15 protein-coding genes are annotated in these 16,975 nt (G+C 67.7%); 13 read left to right on the top strand and 2 right to left on the bottom strand.

Annotated elements, in window-relative coordinates:
* Positions 1 to 38 precede the first annotated feature (38 nt).
* Positions 39 to 1,526 carry a nucleobase:cation symporter-2 family protein gene (locus ACAM55_RS05650; RefSeq protein WP_369655065.1) on the top strand — a complete coding sequence of 496 codons (1,488 nt, stop codon included), beginning with the start codon at positions 39 to 41 and terminating at the stop codon, positions 1,524 to 1,526.
* Between the two features lie 23 nt (positions 1,527 to 1,549).
* On the opposite strand, the gene ACAM55_RS05645 is transcribed toward ACAM55_RS05650, so the two are convergent.
* Positions 1,550 to 2,407 (bottom strand): aldo/keto reductase, encoded by an 858-nt coding sequence (locus ACAM55_RS05645; protein WP_369655064.1) that lies wholly within the window; start codon positions 2,405 to 2,407, stop codon positions 1,550 to 1,552.
* A 315-nt stretch (positions 2,408 to 2,722) separates the two neighbouring features.
* On the opposite strand from ACAM55_RS05645, the gene ACAM55_RS05640 reads away from it, so the two are divergent.
* From ACAM55_RS05640 to ACAM55_RS05600, 9 genes are all read left to right on the top strand, one after another.
* Positions 2,723 to 3,805, top strand: coding sequence for a tartrate dehydrogenase (locus ACAM55_RS05640; protein WP_369655063.1), 1,083 nt, complete (start codon positions 2,723 to 2,725; stop codon positions 3,803 to 3,805).
* Between the two features lie 168 nt (positions 3,806 to 3,973).
* Entirely contained in the window at positions 3,974 to 4,924 is a 951-nt protein-coding gene (locus ACAM55_RS05635; protein ID WP_369655062.1) for an ABC transporter permease, read from the top strand.
* A 22-nt stretch (positions 4,925 to 4,946) separates the two neighbouring features.
* On the top strand, positions 4,947 to 5,822 hold the full coding sequence (locus ACAM55_RS05630; protein ID WP_369655061.1) for an ABC transporter permease: 876 nt from the start codon (positions 4,947 to 4,949) through the stop codon (positions 5,820 to 5,822).
* A gap of 5 nt (positions 5,823 to 5,827) precedes the next feature.
* Positions 5,828 to 6,823, top strand: coding sequence for an ABC transporter ATP-binding protein (locus tag ACAM55_RS05625; protein ID WP_369655060.1), 996 nt, complete (start codon positions 5,828 to 5,830; stop codon positions 6,821 to 6,823).
* A complete protein-coding gene (locus tag ACAM55_RS05620) occupies positions 6,820 to 7,635 on the top strand; it encodes an ATP-binding cassette domain-containing protein (RefSeq protein ID WP_369655059.1) in 816 nt (271 codons plus the stop codon). The genes ACAM55_RS05625 and ACAM55_RS05620 overlap by 4 nt, the downstream gene beginning before the upstream one ends.
* A gap of 51 nt (positions 7,636 to 7,686) precedes the next feature.
* Complete coding sequence (locus tag ACAM55_RS05615) at positions 7,687 to 9,180, top strand: ABC transporter substrate-binding protein (RefSeq protein ID WP_369655058.1); 1,494 nt, start codon at positions 7,687 to 7,689, stop codon at positions 9,178 to 9,180.
* Positions 9,181 to 9,184: 4 nt separating this feature from the next.
* On the top strand, positions 9,185 to 10,585 hold the full coding sequence (locus tag ACAM55_RS05610) for an amidase (protein ID WP_369655057.1): 1,401 nt from the start codon (positions 9,185 to 9,187) through the stop codon (positions 10,583 to 10,585).
* Between the two features lie 24 nt (positions 10,586 to 10,609).
* Positions 10,610 to 12,058, top strand: coding sequence for an aldehyde dehydrogenase family protein (locus tag ACAM55_RS05605; RefSeq protein ID WP_369655056.1), 1,449 nt, complete (start codon positions 10,610 to 10,612; stop codon positions 12,056 to 12,058).
* 4 nt (positions 12,059 to 12,062) lie between these two features.
* The gene (locus ACAM55_RS05600) at positions 12,063 to 12,956 is read left to right on the top strand and encodes an NAD(P)-dependent oxidoreductase (protein ID WP_369655055.1); all 894 of its coding nucleotides are present in this window, start codon (positions 12,063 to 12,065) and stop codon (positions 12,954 to 12,956) included.
* A gap of 89 nt (positions 12,957 to 13,045) precedes the next feature.
* Here the strand turns inward: ACAM55_RS05600 and ACAM55_RS05595 are convergent, their stop codons facing one another.
* Positions 13,046 to 13,933, bottom strand: coding sequence for a LysR family transcriptional regulator (locus tag ACAM55_RS05595; protein WP_369655054.1), 888 nt, complete (start codon positions 13,931 to 13,933; stop codon positions 13,046 to 13,048).
* A gap of 159 nt (positions 13,934 to 14,092) precedes the next feature.
* On the opposite strand from ACAM55_RS05595, the gene ACAM55_RS05590 reads away from it, so the two are divergent.
* Genes ACAM55_RS05590 through ACAM55_RS05580 form a run of 3 tightly spaced genes read left to right on the top strand, consistent with a single transcriptional unit; the run spans position 14,093 to position 16,877 of the window.
* Entirely contained in the window at positions 14,093 to 15,283 is a 1,191-nt protein-coding gene (locus ACAM55_RS05590) for a cache domain-containing protein (protein ID WP_369655053.1), read from the top strand.
* Entirely contained in the window at positions 15,199 to 16,266 is a 1,068-nt protein-coding gene (locus ACAM55_RS05585; protein ID WP_369655052.1) for a sensor histidine kinase, read from the top strand. The genes ACAM55_RS05590 and ACAM55_RS05585 overlap by 85 nt, the downstream gene beginning before the upstream one ends.
* Entirely contained in the window at positions 16,263 to 16,877 is a 615-nt protein-coding gene (locus tag ACAM55_RS05580; protein ID WP_369655051.1) for a response regulator transcription factor, read from the top strand. Before ACAM55_RS05585 ends, ACAM55_RS05580 begins: the two co-directional genes overlap by 4 nt.
* Positions 16,878 to 16,975: the final 98 nt, after the last annotated feature.

Raw genomic sequence — 16,975 nt, 5'->3', positions numbered from 1 at the left:
CCACACACCTTTCCCCTCGCCGCTGCAGGAGAAACTCAATGACGGCCGACACCCTTTCCACAGTCCATCCGGTGGACCAGCGCCTGCCTGCGGGCAAGCTCGCGGCCCTGGGCCTTCAGCATGTGCTGGTGATGTATGCGGGCGCCGTGGCGGTGCCGCTGATCGTCGGCCGCGCGCTCAAGCTCTCGCCCGACGAGGTGGCGCTGCTGATCTCGGCCGACCTGTTCTGCTGCGGCATTGCCACGCTGATCCAGGCGCTGGGCGCCACCCAGTGGTTCGGCATCAAGCTGCCGGTGATGATGGGCGTGACCTTCGCATCGGTCGCGCCGATGGTGGCCATTGCCAATGCCAACCCCGGGCAGAACGGCGCGCAGCTGCTGTTCGGCGCCATCATCGGCGCGGGCATCGTGTCGATACTGATCGCGCCACTGGTGAGCCGCATGCTGCGTTTCTTTCCGCCGGTGGTCACGGGCACCATCATCGCGGTGATCGGCATCAGCCTGATGCGCGTGGGCATCAACTGGATCTTCGGCAACCCCGTGGGCCCGACGGCGCCGGCGCTGGTCGATCCGGTCTACGCGAAGTGGCTGGCCGAGGTGACTTCTCCGGGCAGCTCGATTCCCGCGGTGCCCAAGGGCTTCGCCATCATGCCGACGGTCCCGAACCCCAAGTACGCGGACCTCTCGGGCTTCGGCGTGGCTGCGCTGGTGCTGGTGTCCATCCTGCTGATCGTCAAGTACGCCAAGGGCTTCATTGCCAACATCTCGGTGCTGCTGGGCATCGTGATCGGCGCGGCGGTGGCTTCGGCGACGGGCCTCATGACCTACGAGAAGGTGGGCAAGGCGGCCTGGGTGGACGTGGTGCTGCCCTTCCACTTCGGCATGCCGCAGTTCGACCCGATCCTGATCCTCACGATGACGCTCATCATGATCGTGGTGATGATCGAATCGACCGGCATGTTCCTCGCGCTCGGCGAAATGACCGACCGGAAGATCGGCCAGAAGGACCTGGCGCGCGGGCTGCGCACCGACGGCCTCGGCACGCTCATCGGCGGCATCTTCAACACCTTTCCGTACACCAGCTTTTCGCAGAACGTGGGCCTGGTGGCCGTCACGGGCATCAAGAGCCGCTATGTCTGCGTGGCCGGCGGCGTGATCCTGGTCGTGCTCGGGCTGCTGCCCAAGATGGCTGCGCTGGTCGAGTCGCTGCCCACGGTGGTGCTCGGCGGCGCGGGGCTGGTGATGTTCGGCATGGTGGCCGCCACGGGCATCCGCATCCTCTCTGGGGTGGACTTCAAGGGCAACCGCCACAACGCGATGATCGTCGCGGTGTCGATCGGCATCGGCATGATTCCGCTCATCGCACCCAACTTCAAGCAGTGGATGCCGCATGCGATCCACTCGCTGATCGAATCGGGCATTCTGCTGGCGTCGATTGCGGCGGTGCTGCTGAACCTGTTCCTCAACGGCGCGAAGCACGACGAGCAGGCCGTCATCGCAGCGGCCAAGCAGGCCGAAGCCCACTGAGTCCTTGGCAAGGACTGTTCACCCTAAATCATCGCCAGCGGCCTCTTGCGCCGCGGCGGCGGATGCAGCCGGTCGAGTTCCTCGAGAGTTGCCGCATCGAGCTTCAGCTCTGCGGCGGCCAGGTTCTCCTTCAGGTGCGCGCTGCGCACCGCCTTCGGGATCGCCGCCACGCCGGGCCGTGCGATCACCGAGGCCAGTGCCAGTTGCGCAGCCGTCACGCCAAGCCGCGCAGCCAATTCACCCAGCCCTTCGTCCTCAGCCAGCGCGCCCTGATCGATCGGGCTATAGGCCATCAGCGGCACGCCGCGCTCGCGCTGCCACGGCAGCAGGCTGAACTCCGGGCCGCGCTCGCCCAGCGACAGGTTAACCTGGTTGGCCGCGCAGACCGGGCCGTCGCCGACAGCCTGCGCGAGTTCCTCCATATCGTCGGTGTCGAAGTTGCTCACGCCCCAGTGGCCGATGCGTCCGTCGTCCACCAGCGACTGCATCGCGGCGACCGTCTCGCGCAGCGCATGGCTGCCCCGCCAGTGCAGCAGGTAGAGGTCGATGGCGTCGAGCCCCAGCCGTTTCAGGCTGCGCTCGCAGGCATCGCGCGTGCCGCGCCGGCTGGCGTTGTGCGGGTAGACCTTGCTGACGACGAAGAGCGCTTCGCGCCGCACGTCGCCCGCGCGCAAGGCCTCGCCGATGGCCTGGCCAACGACAGTTTCCGCCCCACCTTCGCCGTACATCTCGGCGGTGTCGACGAGCCGGTAGCCGAGCGCGATGGCCTCGCGCACCGCCTTCACTTCGGCTGCGCGATGGCCCGCATTTTCGCCCATGCGCCAGGTGCCGAGGCCGAGAACCGGCATCTCGCCGCCGGTGGGGAGTTGGAGTGTTCGCATGGGGCCATGGTACGAGGGACCCAAGGTCCTGTCAGCCCATCGACACAACCTTCATGAACCGGTTTTGGAAGCCGACAGGCGGTGGCCGCGAGTGCTCCAACCCTTCTAATTTTTTGAAGTCGAGGTCAATTTCATGACAGGGAATTCTTGAATTCCCCAGTGAAGGCATCCCGCTTCGCCTTCTTATTTTGTCAAGGCGATTTGAGTGCCAACCCCCTCTTCAGGCCCGCTTCTCGCTTCTAGAATTTTTCGAAAGCCCCGTGTCACGAGCGCTGGCGCCCCCCGAACGAAACGAACTTGGAACAGGTTGAGTCAATGCAGAAAAAGCACAGGATTGCCGTCATTCCCGGAGACGGAATCGGCGTCGAAGTCATGCCCGAAGGGTTGCGCGTGCTCGACGCGGTCGGTCGCCGCTTCGGCATCGATTTTTCGCACGACCACTTCGACTGGGGCTCCGACCACTATGTGCGCACGGGCCTGATGATGCCGGCCGACTGGGCCGACAAGATCCAGGGCCACGACGCGATCTACTTCGGCGCGGTGGGCGCGCCCGACAAGGTGCCCGACCACATTGCAGTGTGGGGCCTGCTGATCAAGATCCGCCGCGACTTCGACCAGTACGTGAATCTGCGCCCCGTACGCCTGATGCCCGGCGTGCCCGGCCCGCTGGCGCACCGCAAGCCCGGCGATATCGACTTCCTGGTGGTGCGCGAGAACACCGAGGGCGAATACACATCGGTGGGTGGGCGCCTGTTCGAAGGCACGCCGCGCGAGATGGCCATCCAGGAAGCGGTGTTCACGCGCGTTGGCGTGGACCGCATCATCGAATACGCGTTCGAGCTCGCCGGCCGCCGCAAGCGCAAGAACCTCGTGGCGGCCACCAAGTCGAACGGCATCTCGGTGACCATGCCCTATTGGGACGAGCGTCTGGCCGAGATCGCCAAGCGCCATCCGGACATCGCAACGAGCAAATACCACATCGACATCCTGTGCGCGCATTTCGTGCAGCACCCCGACTGGTTCGACGTAGTGGTGGCTTCCAATCTGTTCGGCGACATCCTGTCCGACCTGGGCCCGGCCTGCACCGGCACCATCGGCATCGCGCCCTCGGCCAACCTGAACCCCGAACGCAAATTCCCTTCTCTGTTCGAGCCCGTGCACGGCTCGGCGCCCGACATTGCGGGCAAGGGCATTGCCAACCCGATCGGACAGATCTGGTCGGCCGCGCTGATGCTCGACCATCTTGGCAACAACGACCCTGTGTACGCAGAGGCTTCGGCCGCGGTGATCTCGGCCATCGAGACCGTGCTGAGCGAAGGTCCGCGCACTCGCGACATGGGTGGCACTGCGTCGACCGTGGATGTGGGCCGCGCGATTGCCAGCTGCATCTCGGCATGAAATCCTGCTCTTGTTCAGAACGTGATCACGCCGACCGCATGCTCTGCTCCGCGAATGTCTCCGCCCTGCGGCCTCCTCCTTCATTTCGCTGCGGGGAGCGCCCGGTGCCAATCGCACGCGCCCTGACCAAGAACACCCCGCGACACGACGCACAGCGGAGTCACTGAGATGGGCTTGTTCCTTCTGAAACGTACGCTGACGCTGATCGGCACCCTGGTGGGCGCGTCGATCATCGTGTTCCTGGTTCTGGAAATTCTTCCGGGCAATGCAGCACAGATGTTGATGGGACCGGATGCTTCGCCCGAGGCCGTGGCCGCCCTCGCCACCAAGCTCGGCCTCGACCAGCCCGCATGGACACGCTACTGGCACTGGATTGCCGGCCTCCTGACCGGCAACCTGGGCGACAGCTACGCCTACAGTTCGCCGGTGCTCGACCTGATCCTCGAACGCCTTGCGCTCACCGTGCCCCTTGCCCTGCTCGCGATGGCCTTGACCACGGTGCTCGCGCTGCTGGTGGGCGTGACCGCCGCTGCGCGCCACAACAAGCTCGGCGACGTCGGCCTGATGGGCCTCACGCAGGTGGGCATCGCCATTCCCAATTTCTGGTTCGCGATCCTGCTGATCCTGGTGTTCTCGGTTCAGCTGCAGTGGTTTTCCGCCGGCGGCTTCGAGGGCTGGGGTGAAGGCATCTTCGCAGGCATCAAGTCGCTGCTGCTGCCGGCCCTGTCGCTCGCGGTGGTGCAGGCCGCGATCCTCGCGCGCATCACGCGTTCGGCCGTGCTCGAGGTGATGCGCGAAGACTTCGTGCGCACCGCGCGCGCCAAGGGCGTTTCGCAGCGCGCCGTGCTCTGGACCCACGTGCTGCGCAACGCGATGATCCCGGTGGTCACGGTGATGGGCATGCAGTTTTCCGAGCTGCTGGCCGGCACCATCGTGGTCGAAAACGTGTTCTACCTGCCGGGCCTGGGCCGGCTGATCTTCCAGGCCATCAGCAACCGCGACCTGATCGTGGTGCGCAACTGCGTGATGCTGCTCGCGGCCATGGTGGTCATCGTGAATTTCGTGGTCGACGTGCTTTACGCGGTGATCGACCCGCGCATCAAGGCCAGCGATATATGAGCGCAGCGCCAAGGGTGCATCTATGAGCGCCATACCCATTCCGAGCGCAGCGGCGCTCAAGGTGCCGGGCTTCTGGCGCCGTGCCCTCCAGCACCGCAGCTTCGTGCTCGGCGGCGCGCTGACCCTGCTCCTGCTGCTTGCCGCCCTCGTCTCGCTGGTGTGGACGCCCTGGTCGCCCTACGAGATGGACATGGCCAGCAAGCTGAAGCCGCCGTCGGGCTCTCATTGGCTGGGCACCGACACCTACGGGCGCGACGTGGCTTCGCTGCTTCTCGTGGGCGCGCGGGCTTCCATCCTGGTGGGCGTGATCGCGGTGGGCATCGGCCTCGTCGTGGGCACGGCGCTGGGCCTGCTCGCGGCGGCGCGGCGCGGCTGGGTCGAGGAAGCGATCATGCGGCTCACCGATTTCTCGCTCGCCTTCCCGGCCATCCTGTCGGCCATCATGATGACGGCCGTGTTCGGCGCCGGCATCGTCAACGCGATCATCGCCATCGGCATCTACAACATCCCGACCTTCGCGCGCATCACGCGGGCGTCGGCCAACGCCATCTGGTCGCGCGAGTACGTGGCCGCCGCGCGCGCCTGCGGCAAGGGTTCGTTCGCCATCACGATGCAGCATGTGCTGCCCAACATCTCGGCCGTGCTGATCGTGCAGATCACCATCCGCTTCGCCATCGCGATCCTCGCCGAGGCCGCCCTCTCCTACCTCGGCCTGGGCACCCAGCCGCCGCAGCCCTCGTGGGGCCGCATGCTCAGCGAGGCGCAGACCCTCATGTTCCAGCAGCCGCTGCTGGCCGTCTTCCCCGGCATGGCGATCGCTTTCGCGGTGCTCGGGCTGAACCTCCTTGGCGATGGGTTGCGCGACTTGCTCGACCCCCGTCTCGCCAGAGCCCGGTAAGCGCCATGCCCCTCCTCGAAGTCAACAACCTCCAGATCGGCCTGCAGACCCAGCGCGGACCGGCGCAGGCCGTGCGTGGCATTTCGTTCTCGCTGGAGCGCGGCGAAACGCTGGGCATCGTCGGCGAATCGGGTTGCGGCAAGTCGATCACCGTGATGTCGCTCATGGGCCTGCTGCCGTCCAGCGCCAAGGTCACGGGCAGCATCAAGTTCGACGGTCAGGAGCTCGTCGGACTGCCCGAAAAGCAGATGTGCCAGATCCGCGGCAACCGCATCGGCATGATCTTCCAGGAGCCGATGACGGCGCTGAACCCGGTGCACACCATCGCGCGCCAGGTCGGCGAGCCGCTGCAGCTGCATCGCGGTCTGACGAAGGCGCAGGCACGCAAGGAAGCACTGAGCCTGCTCGACCGCGTGGGCATTCCCGACGCGGCCTCGCGGCTCGACGCCTACCCGCACCAGTTCTCCGGCGGCCAGCGCCAGCGCATCGGCATCGCGATGGCCCTGGCCTGCGGGCCCGACCTGCTGATTGCCGACGAACCCACCACCGCGCTCGACGTCACCATCCAGAAGCAGGTGCTCGACCTGATCCAGGGCCTGGTCAAGGAAATGGGCATGGCGCTGATCCTGATCTCACACGATCTCGGCGTGATCGCCAACAGCGTGAAGCGCATGCTCGTGATGTACGGCGGCAGCGCGGTGGAGAGTGGCCCGACCGATACGGTCTTCGCCGGCCGCGCCCATCCCTACACGCGCGGCCTGTTCGCGGCGCGGCCCGCCATCGGCGCGGTGCGCGCCGGCCGGCTGCCCACGATCCGCGGCAGCGTGCCCGAGCTGGTCGACATGCCGCGCGGCTGCGCCTTTGCCGGCCGCTGCGCCCACACCGTCGACCTGTGCCAGAGCACGCGGCCGCGCGAGACGCTGCTGCCGAACGACCACGCGGTGCGCTGCCTGCGACTGGGCGAGATCGCTGAATCAAATGCCAAGGCGGCCACCGCATGAGCCACCCCACCACCGCCCGCCAGCCTCTGCTGGCCGTGAACAACCTCTATCGCCACTACGCGCTGCCGCGCGAAAAGCTCTTCGGCCCGCCGCCGACCGTGAAGGCGCTCAATGGCGTGAGCTTCGAGGTGCAGGCCGGCAAGAGCGTGGGCATCGTCGGCGAATCGGGCTCGGGCAAATCGACCATCGCGCGCCTGGTGATGGCGCTCGACACACCCACCTCGGGCAGCGTGCGCATGCTGGGCCGCGACCTGCACCAGCTGCCCCGGAGCGAGCTGCGCGTGGCGCGGCGCGATTTCCAGATGGTGTTCCAGGACCCTTACGGCTCGCTCGATCCGCGCCAGACCGTGGCGCGCATCGTGGCCGAGCCGCTCGAGGCGCTGGCCGAAACCAGCCGCGCCGTGCAGCGCGAGCGCGCCTCGGAGGCGCTGGCGGCCGTGGGCCTGCGCACCACCGACATGGACAAGTACCCGCACGAGTTCTCGGGCGGGCAGCGCCAACGGATTGCAATTGCGCGCGCGCTCATCACGCGCCCCAAGCTCATCGTGGCCGACGAACCCGTGAGCGCGCTCGACGTATCGGTGCAGGCCCAGGTGCTCAACCTCATGCAGGACCTGCAGCAGCAGTTCGGCATCAGCTACCTGCTCATCAGCCATGACCTCGCGGTGGTGAACCACCTGTGCGACGAGGTCTGCGTGGTCTTCAAGGGCCGCATCGTCGAACGGGGCCGCCCGGCCGACCTGTTCCAGCACGCCCAGCACGAGTACACGCGCACCCTGCTTTCCGCTGTTCTGCACACGCCGTCCCGCTAGCCGGGACGGACGGTCTTTTCCTCCACCACCCTCACCTCCAGGAACTATCGAATGTTGAAGCGACGCACACTCATGACTTCCGCCATGGCCGCGGCAATCCCGGGTGTCTTCCTGCCCCAGGCGCGCGCGCAGGCCGGCAAGAACACGCTGACGATCGGCATGCCGCTCGAACCGCCAGGCTTGGACCCGACGAGCGGCGCCGCATCGGCCATCGCGGAGATCACGCAGTACAACATCTTCGAAACGCTCACCAAGGTGAATGCCGACGGCTCGGTCACGCCGATGCTGGCCGAGAGCTGGTCGTCTTCGCCCGACATGAAGACCTTCGTCTTCAGGCTGCGCAAGGGCGTTCGCTTCGAGAACGGCCAGCCCTTCAACGCGTCGGCGGTGAAGTTCTCGTTCGACCGCGCGGGCGGCGCCAAGAGCACCAACAAGGACAGGCGCTTCTTCAGCGAAATCAGCACCGTGGTGCTCGACGAGAACACGGTGGGCGTCAACAGCACGCTATCGAACCCCGACCTGCCTTTCATGCTGGGGCAATCGACAGCCTGCATCGTGGAGCCCAAGAGCGCCGAGACCAACGTCACCGCGCCGGTCGGCACCGGCCCGTACAAGCTGAGCGCCTGGCAGCGCGGCGCCTCTTGCACGCTGGTGAAGTCGCCGACCTACCGCGACCCGAATCTCGCGAAGACCGAGCGCTTCGTGTTCCGCTTCATGTCGGACACGGCCGCGCAGACCGCCGCGCTGATGGCGAACGATATCGACATCTTCCCGCGCGCGGGCACACGATCGGTGAGTCAGTTCAAGGGCAATCCGCGCTTCCAGGTGATCGAGGTCGGCACGCGCGGCAAGGTGATCCTGACCATCAACAACCGCAAGAAGCCGCTGGACGACGTGCGCGTTCGCCGCGCGATCCTGGCGGCCATCGACCGCAACGCGATCATCCAGGGCGCGGCGGACGGCTTCGGCAGGCCCATCGGCAGCCACTACGCCCTGGGCGCGCCGGGCTTCATCGACACCACCGCGATGAACCCCTACGACATCGAGAAGGCGAAGAAGCTGCTGGCCGAGGCCGGCGTGAAGACGCCGCTCGAACTGCGCCTGCAATTGCCCCCGCCCTCGTATGCACGCCAGGGCGGCGAGATGCTCGCAGCGCAACTCGCGCAGATCGGCATCGACGTGAAGATCCAGAACGTCGAATGGGCCCAGTGGCTCAGCGGCACCTTCGGCGGCGCGCACGACTTCGACCTGACGATGGTCGCGCACGTGGAGCCCTTCGACCTCGTGAAGTACACCGAGCCCGACTACTACTGGGGCTACGACTCGAAGAAGTTCCGCGACCTGTTCGTCGCCATCCAGAACGAAGAGAACAAGAAGCGCCGCGCCGACCTGCTGGCCGAGGCCCAGCGCCAGCTGGCGGCCGACGCGGTCAACGGCTTCCTGTACCAGGCGGTGTTTCCGACCATCGCGCGCAAGGAAGTGAAGGGCCTGTGGCCGAGCATGCCGATCGTGGTGAACGACCTGGCCGCGATCTACTGGGCCTGACGCGATGACGAAGCCTCTCTATGCCCTGAGCGTGCAGGAGCTGCACGCAGCCTATGCCGCCAAGGAACTCTCGCCGGTGGAAGTGGCGCGCTCGGTCAACGAGCGCATCGCAGCCTGCGAGCCCGAACTGCACGCGACCTGGCTGTTCCGCCCCGAGCTCGCGCTCGAACAGGCCCGCGCGTGCGAAGCGCGCTGGCTGGCCGGCACGCCGCGCGGCACGCTCGACGGCGTGCCCGTGACCATCAAGGACAACCTCGCGACCGAAGGCGACCCGATGCCGCTGGGCACCGCAGCTTACGACCTGGTGCCGATGGCGCAGGACTCCCCGCCCGCCGCGCGCCTGAAGGAAGATGGCACGGTGCTGGTCGCCAAGACGACGATGCCCGACCTGGGCATGCTGTCGTCGGGCCTGTCGAGCTTTCACGAACTCTCGCGCAACCCGTGGGACCTGTCGCGCACGCCGGGCGGCTCCAGCGCGGGCGCGGGCGCTGCAGCTGCCGCAGGCTATGGTCCGCTGCACGTGGGCACGGACATCGGCGGCTCGCTGCGCCTGCCGGCCAGCTGGTGCGGCATCTACACGCTCAAGCCCAGTTTCGGGCGCATTCCGCTGAGCACGCCCTACATGGGCCGCTGCGCCGGACCGATGACGCGCACTGTGGCCGACTCGGCGCTGATGATGGCCTCGGTCGCGCAGCCCGACGACCGCGACTATTCGGAACTGCCGGCGCCGGGCATCGACTGGACGACCTTCGAAGTCGACCCGTCGTTCCTCAGGGACAAGCGCGTGGCACTGCACATGGACGCGGGCTGCGGCCTGCCGCTCGACTCGCAGATCGCCGAAGCGGTGCGCCGCGCGGCGAAGCGCATCGAGGCGGCAGGCGCGCTGGTCGAGGAGATCAAGCCTTTCATGACGCCGAAGATGCTGCAGGGCATGGACCACTTCTGGCGCATGCGCTCGTTCATCGACACGCAGGCCATGGCCGCCGAGAAGCGCGCGAAGATCCTGCCGTACATCCGCGCCTGGGCCGAGAGCGCGGCCGGGTTCTCCGGCGAGCACATCTTCGACGCCTACAGCCAGTTCATCGCCACGCGCGCGGCCACCGTCGCCGCCACCAAGGCCTACGATTTCGTGATCTCGCCGGTGTCGCCGAACATGCCCGCCCCCGCTGACCATGCCTCGCCGACCAACAACCCGCTGCTGTCGATGGAGCACATCGGCTTCACGGTGCCCTACAACATGTCGGAGCAGCCTGCTGCTTCGATCAATTGCGGCTACTCGGCCGAGGGCCTGCCCATCGGCCTGCAGATTGCCGGCCGCCGCTTCGACGACCTTGGCGTGCTGCAGTTCAGCCGCGCCTTCGAGCAGATCCGCGAAGCGCAAAAGCCCTGGCCGGAACCGAAGTGATCCGCCACAAGGAGACATGACCCCATGCACGCCACCCACTACATCGACGGCCGCCACGTGCCGTCCGAAGGCAACGCCACCATCGACGTGATCGACCCGAGCGACGGCCAGAAATTCGGACAGATCGCGCGCGGCACGGCCGCCGACATCGACACGGCCGTGCGCGCCGCCCGCCAAGCCATGGGCGCGAACTTCGACGGTCCCTGGGGCGCAATGACCGCGCTGGAGCGTGGCCGGCTGCTCGCCAAGCTGGGCGCCGCCGTGATGCAGCACCACGAAGAACTCGCGCAGCTCGAAGCCCGCGACACCGGCAAGGCGCTGCGCGTGGCGCGCAACGACGCGACCGCGCTGGCCCGCTACATGGAGTACTACGCCGGTGCCTGCGACAAGCTGCACGGCGACACCCTGCCCTACGAGCGCGGCTACACCGTGCTGACGGTGCGCATTCCGCATGGCGTGACGGGCCACATCATCCCCTGGAACTACCCGATGCAGATCGCGGGCCGCAGCGTGGGCGCGTCGCTCGCCGCGGGTAACGCCTGCGTGGTGAAGCCGGCCGAGGACGCGAGCCTCTCTCTGCTGCGGCTGGCCGAGATCGCGACCGAAGTGGGCTTCCCGGCCGGTGCGCTCAACGTGGTGACGGGCTACGGCAAGGAAGCCGGCGCCGCGCTATGCGAGCACCCGGGCATCGACCACATCTCGTTCACCGGCTCGACCACGACGGGTCGCAGCGTGGGCCTGGCCGCGGCCGGGCGCCACTGCCCGGTAACGCTGGAGCTGGGCGGCAAGTCGCCGCAGATCGTGTTCGCCGACGCCGACCTGGACGCGGCCGAACCAGTACTGGTCAACGCCATCATCCAGAACGCCGGCCAGACCTGCTCGGCGGGCAGCCGCGTGCTGGTCGAGCAATCGGTCTACGAAGAGGTGGTGCAGCGGCTCGCGAAGCGCTTCGCGGCCGTTCGCGCGGGCACGCCTGCCGAAGACCTCGACATGGGTCCGCTCATCAACGAGAAGCAGTTCCGCCAGGTGCGCGACATGGTCGCGACGGCCGAGGCCAACGGCCTGAAGGTGGCGGCGCGGGGCACGGTGTCCCCCAACGCATCGGCCACCGGCTACTACCAGGAGGCCGTGCTGTTTCGCAACGTGCCGCACGAAAGCGACCTGGCGCAGCGCGAGATCTTCGGCCCGGTGCTGGTCGTGATGCCCTTCGCCGACGAGGCCGAGGCGGTGCGCCTGGCCAACGGCACAGAGTTCGGCCTGGTGGCCGGCGTGTGGACCCGCGACGGCGCGCGCCAGTTGCGCATGGCGCACAGGCTGCACTGCGGCCAGGTCTTCGTCAACAATTACGGTGCGGCGGGTGGTGTAGAACTGCCTTTCGGCGGCGTGAAATCCAGCGGCTTCGGCCGCGAGAAGGGCTTCGAGGCCCTGCTCGGATTCACGACCCTCAAGACCATCGCCATCAAGCACGGATGAATCAATGACAAGCACTGAACAGCAACAAGCCCCGCGCCGCGTGGGCCTCGTCGGCGTCGGCCTGATGGGCCACGGCATCGCCAGCAACATCGTCAAGCACGGCCACCAGCTCACCGTGCTGGAGCACGCGGGCAACCAGCCCATCGACGGCCTGCTGAAGGCCGGCGCCACTTCGGTGAAAGACGTGGCCGCGCTGGCCGCGCAGGTCGACGTGTTGATCCTCTGCGTTACCGGCACGCCGCAGGTCGAGGCTGTGATGCTGGGCGACAAGGGTGCATTGACTGCGTTGCGCCCCGACACGGTGGTGATCGACTGCTCGACGGCCGTGCCCGCCTCCACTGCCAAGGTGGCGGAAGCGGTGAGCGCCAAGGGCGGCAAGTTCATCGATGCACCGATGACCCGCACCGCGAAGGAAGCAGCCGAAGGCCGGCTGAACCTGCTGGTGGGCGGCGACGCCGAGGTGCTGGCCTCGTGCCTGCCGCTGCTGCGCTGCTTTGCCGAGAACATCACGCACGTGGGCGGCATCGGCGCGGGTCATGCGATGAAGCTGCTGCACAACTTCGTGTCGCTGGGCACAGTGGCACTGCTGTGCGAAGCCGCGGCTTGTGCAGAACGTGCCGGCGTGAAGGCCGATGTGTTCGTCGACGTGCTCGCCAGGGGCGGTGGCAACGGCGTGGCGCTGGAGCGCGTCAAGCCCAAGCTCTTGACCGGCAGCACCGACTCGCTGAAGTTCTCGATGGCCAATGCCAAGAAGGACCTGGGGTACTATAACGACATGGCGGAGCAGTCGTCTGCCAGCCACGGCATCGCGCAGGCCGTCGATGCGCTTTTGACGCACGGCGTCGAGAAGTTCGGGCCTGACCGGATGGTGCTCGATCTGGTTGAAGCGCTGCGCTGATCGTTTCCTGGTGCGTTCGTTCGAGGCGGGTCACCTGGTACTCCCCTGCGCGAATGTCCACGTCGGCGTGATCGCACCCCGGGTGCCTCCTAAGGCATCCCACGCGCCAGCAAGTGATCGACAAGCCGGCGCTGCGGAAAACTCAACGCCTCCTGCCGCGTGCACAGGTACATGCGGCGTGACGCCCACGCGTCGGTGAGATTGATGAAGCGCAGCTTCATCTCCTTGCGGTAAGTCACCGCGGCCCCCTCGGGCAGGATGCCCACGCCCATGCCTGCCTCGATCATCCGGCACACGGCCTCGAAGCTCTTTACCCGCACTCGCAGCTTCAGCACCTTTCGCGCGCTCATGGCGGCGTCTTCCATCGTGCGGGAGATGGCCGAGTCGTCTTCCAGCCCCACGAAATCGAAGTCGAGCAGTTCCTCGAACGACACCTCGCGCCCGCGCCACGGATGCTTCTGCCGCACGATGGCCACCAGCCTGTCGGTGCGGTAGGGAATGAAGTTGAGCGCGGGGTCTGCCGCCTCGCTGGTGATGACGCCCACGTCGGCCTGCCGGTCGCGAATGGCCTGCACGATGTAGACGCTGCGGTGCTCTTCCACGCTCACGCGGATCTCGGGGTAGCGCTGGCGAAAGCTCGCCACGTCGTCGGGCAGGAACTGGCCCATGGCCGATGCATTGGCATGCAGCCGCACGCGGCCGGTGGCACCCTGGGCGTAGTCAGACAGGTCGGCGCGCATGCGGTCGACGTCGCGCAGGATCTGGCGCGCATGCATGGCGAGCGATTCGCCGGCACCGGTGGGCGTCACGCCCTTCGAGGTGCGGTTGAGCAGCGCAACGCCCAGGTGGCCTTCGAGAATGGCCAGGCGGCGGCTCGCGGCCGACAGCACCATGTGGCTCTCGGCGGCGGCCTTCGACAGGCTGCCGTGCTCAATGGCGCGCAGGAAAAGCGCCAGCGAATCGAGGTCGGGTCTCATCGGATTCTCGTCGTGCTGCGGGGGCCGCCATTGTCGGGCCGGCGGGAGGCGCCGAGTCGGCCGAAGCATTGGACAACGCCCGCGCGCCTGCGGCATCCGGGGGCCTTCCGGCGATCAGGGCAAAATTCTGCTCGCCGCGCCGGTCGGCCCCTGTCTTCCATGCCGCCCATCACGCCCGCCCCTGCGCCACCCCCAACCCGCCCGCGCCGCCGCTACCGGGCGATAGCCGCATGGGCGGCCGCCCTTGCACTGGCGCTGCTGCTGATCGGTCTCGCAGCCCAGTGGGCCGCGAGCCGCGAAGCGAACTTCCAGGCCGACTCGATCCGCCGCGCCATGGAAGTCCATGCACTGGGCCTGCGCGATGCCGCCGGAAAGTACGGCTACCTCCCGCGCACCGCGGGCATGCACCCGGACGTCTTCGGCGTGCTGGCCCATCCGCGGGACCCCGCGGCGCAGCAGCGCGCCAACCGCTACATCGAGGAAGTGAATCGCCACGCGGGCTCGGACGCGCTCTACCTGATCGACCTGGAGGGGCTCACTCTGGCGGCAAGCAACTGGGCAACGCCGCAGAGCTTTGTCGGCGAGTCCTATGCCAACCGGCCCTACTTCATCGACGCGCGCGCGGGCCGCAGCGGCCTCTTCTACGGCGTGGGGCAGACCACCGGCGAGCCGGGGCTCTTCATGTCCGCGCCGGTGCGCTCCGATGCCGGCACCGTGCTGGGCGTGCTGACGGTCAAGATCAGCCTGCGCCAGCTCCAGGAAGCCTGGGCCTTCGCGCGCGAACCGATCCTGCTGACCGACGCGCGCGGCATCGTGTTCCTGAGCTCGGTGCCGGCATGGATGTACCAGGCCACGCGGCCCCTCGGCGCCGCCGACCTGGACGGCATGAAGCGCGACCAGCAGTACGGCGCCCGCGCCGGCTTCTCGCCGCTGCCATGGACGGTGGAGCGCAAGAACGGGGAGCCAGGGTACCTCGTGCGAACCGACATCGGCGGCAAGACGCGCCGCTTTCTCGCGCTCGACGAGCCGCTGCCGGACCTGGGCTGGACGCTGACGGTGATGGCCGACCATTCGGAGGTCACCCGCGCACGCGAACGCACCTGGATGCTGGGCCTGCTGTGCGCGGGCGTGCTGCTGCTGGGCGGGCTGTACTGGCAGCTGCGCGAGCGGCGCTTCGCCGAACAGCGCGATGCGCGGCGCGACCTGGAACTGCGCGTGCGCGAGCGCACCCACGAGCTCGACGAGGCCACGCCTTCCGCAAGGCGATGGAAGACTCGCTGCTGGTGGGCATGCGCGCACGCGACCTGGAGGGCCGCATCATCTACGTCAACCCCGCCTTCTGCGAGATGACCGGCTACGGCGCCGACGAACTGCTCGGCCGGCTTCCGCCCTACCCCTACTGGCACCCCGACGACGTGGCGCAGCACTGGCGCCACTACGACGCCATGATGAGCGGACAGCCCACGCGCTCCGGTTTCGAGTCGCGCCTGCGGCATCGCGACGGGCACGAGGTGATCACCATGGTCTACACCGCACCGCTCATCGACGCCGACGGCGAGCACAGCGGCTGGATGAGTTCGGTGGTGGACATTACCGAGCAGAAGCGCGCAGAACTGCGCCAGCGCCAGAACGACGAGCAGTTGCAGCATGCCCAGCGCCTCGCCAGCCTGGGCGAGATGGCCTCCACCCTGGCCCATGAGCTGAACCAGCCGCTGATGGCGCTGAGCAATTTCGCGAGCGCCGCCAAGGCCTTTGCGGAGCAAGGCAACCAGTCGCTGCTGGTCAGCAGCCTCGACGAGACCATGGCCCAGGCCCAGCGCAGCGCCGAGATCGTGCGGCGCATCCGCGGCTTCGTGCGCCAGCGCACCGTCGGCACCGAGGATTGCGCGGTGGCGGCGCTGGTCGCCAACGCGCTGGCGCTGCTGCAGGGGGAGATGCGGATACGCCAGGCGCGCGCCGAGGTTCGCATGCCTGCGGGGCTGCCCGAGGTGCGCGGCGACCGTGTGCTTCTGGAGCAGGTGCTGCTGAACCTGCTGTCCAACAGCCTGCATGCCATGCAGGCCACGCCGCCGGAACAGCGGCTCGTCGAGATCGAGGCCGAGGTGCGGGAAGGACGCATGCACATCCGCGTGGCCGATCGCGGGCCGGGCATCGACGCCGCGCTGGCCGAGCAGGTGTTCGCGCCCTTCTTCACCACCAGGACCGGCGGGCTGGGGCTGGGCCTGAACATCTGCCGCACCATCGTCGAGGCCCATCGCGGCCGGCTGTCCTTTGCCAACCGGGCCGGTGGTGGCACAGTTTTCACCCTCGAACTGGAAATCTCACCCCCGTGACCGCTCTTGCCAACAACCTGTGCGTGGTGGACGACGACGAGGCCGTGCGCCGCTCGCTGGGCCTGTTGCTGCTGTCGCGCGGCTACGCGGTGCAGACCTTTGCCTCCGGCGAGGCCTTCCTGGCCGGCGCCGACCTGCAGCGCGCGGGCTGCGTGATCCTGGACCTGCGCATGGAAGGCGTGAGCGGGCTGCAGGTGTTCGATGCGCTGCGCGCGCAGGACAGTCCGCTGGTCGCGATCTTCCTGTCCGGCCATGGCGACATTCCCATGGCCGTCGAGGCGGTGCAGAACGGCGCCTTCGGCTGGCTCGAGAAGCCCTGCAACGACGAACGCCTGCTCGACAGCATCGCCAGGGCCCTGCAGAAGGCCGAGGAGATCGCCGTGCGCCGGCAGGCCCGCCAGGCGGCGCAGGCGCTGTGGGCCAAGCTCACGCCGCGCGAGATGCAGGTGGCCCGGCTGGTGGCCGAGGGCAAGCCCAACAAACAGATCGCCCTGGAGCTGGCACCGCTGGAGCAGCGCACGGTGGAAACCCACCGCGCCCACGTGTTCGCCAAGCTGGGGCTGGCGAACAGCCACCAGCTGGACCGGTTTCTGCGCGAACACGCTCTCTAGCGCCTCCGCGTCGCGCCCGCAAGCATTTCTAGGTATTTACCCTTGCGTACCGCTACGTAGCCCCGCGGCGGCCGGCTACGGACGACAGCACGGCGGCA

The organism is Variovorax sp. V213, assembly GCF_041154455.1.
GTDB lineage: Bacteria > Pseudomonadota > Gammaproteobacteria > Burkholderiales > Burkholderiaceae_C > Variovorax.
Note: the sequence above shows the minus strand (reverse complement) of the source record. Positions and strands in the feature narration are given on the sequence as shown.